This is a genomic window from Anaerostipes hominis (ex Lee et al. 2021), from assembly GCF_002270485.1.
GTDB classification, from domain to species: domain Bacteria; phylum Bacillota; class Clostridia; order Lachnospirales; family Lachnospiraceae; genus Anaerostipes; species Anaerostipes hominis.
In genome coordinates this window covers 1-251 of record NZ_NQOG01000081.1, presented here as the reverse complement: position 1 = coordinate 251, position 251 = coordinate 1, and the positions used below count along the sequence as shown (strand labels likewise).

Here is a 251-nt window from a genome sequence, read left to right as displayed (position 1 = left end):
AAGCATTACGGAGAAAATTGTAATGAAAGTGTTTCACATGACGCCAGAAGCCGTCATCACTAAAACCGCCTTCGGAGATAAGGCAGTGGATATGAGGGTTCCATTTGAGATCCCTGCCGAAGGTATGATATTGTCAATATTAGTTGACACATTTTTCTCAAGCATATCACTGACTATGCGGCCAGTTCCAAATCCTCATAATACTGCCTGCGTTTTATCATAGGTGGAAGCCCGCCATTGGCAGAGCATAT

The 251-nt window shown here is 43.4% G+C and carries 1 pseudogene; it reads right to left on the bottom strand.

Annotated elements, in window-relative coordinates:
* Nucleotides 1-127, bottom strand: a pseudogene (locus tag CI597_RS19630) (transposase); the annotation flags it as partial.
* Between the last annotated feature and the right edge of the window lie 124 nt (nt 128-251).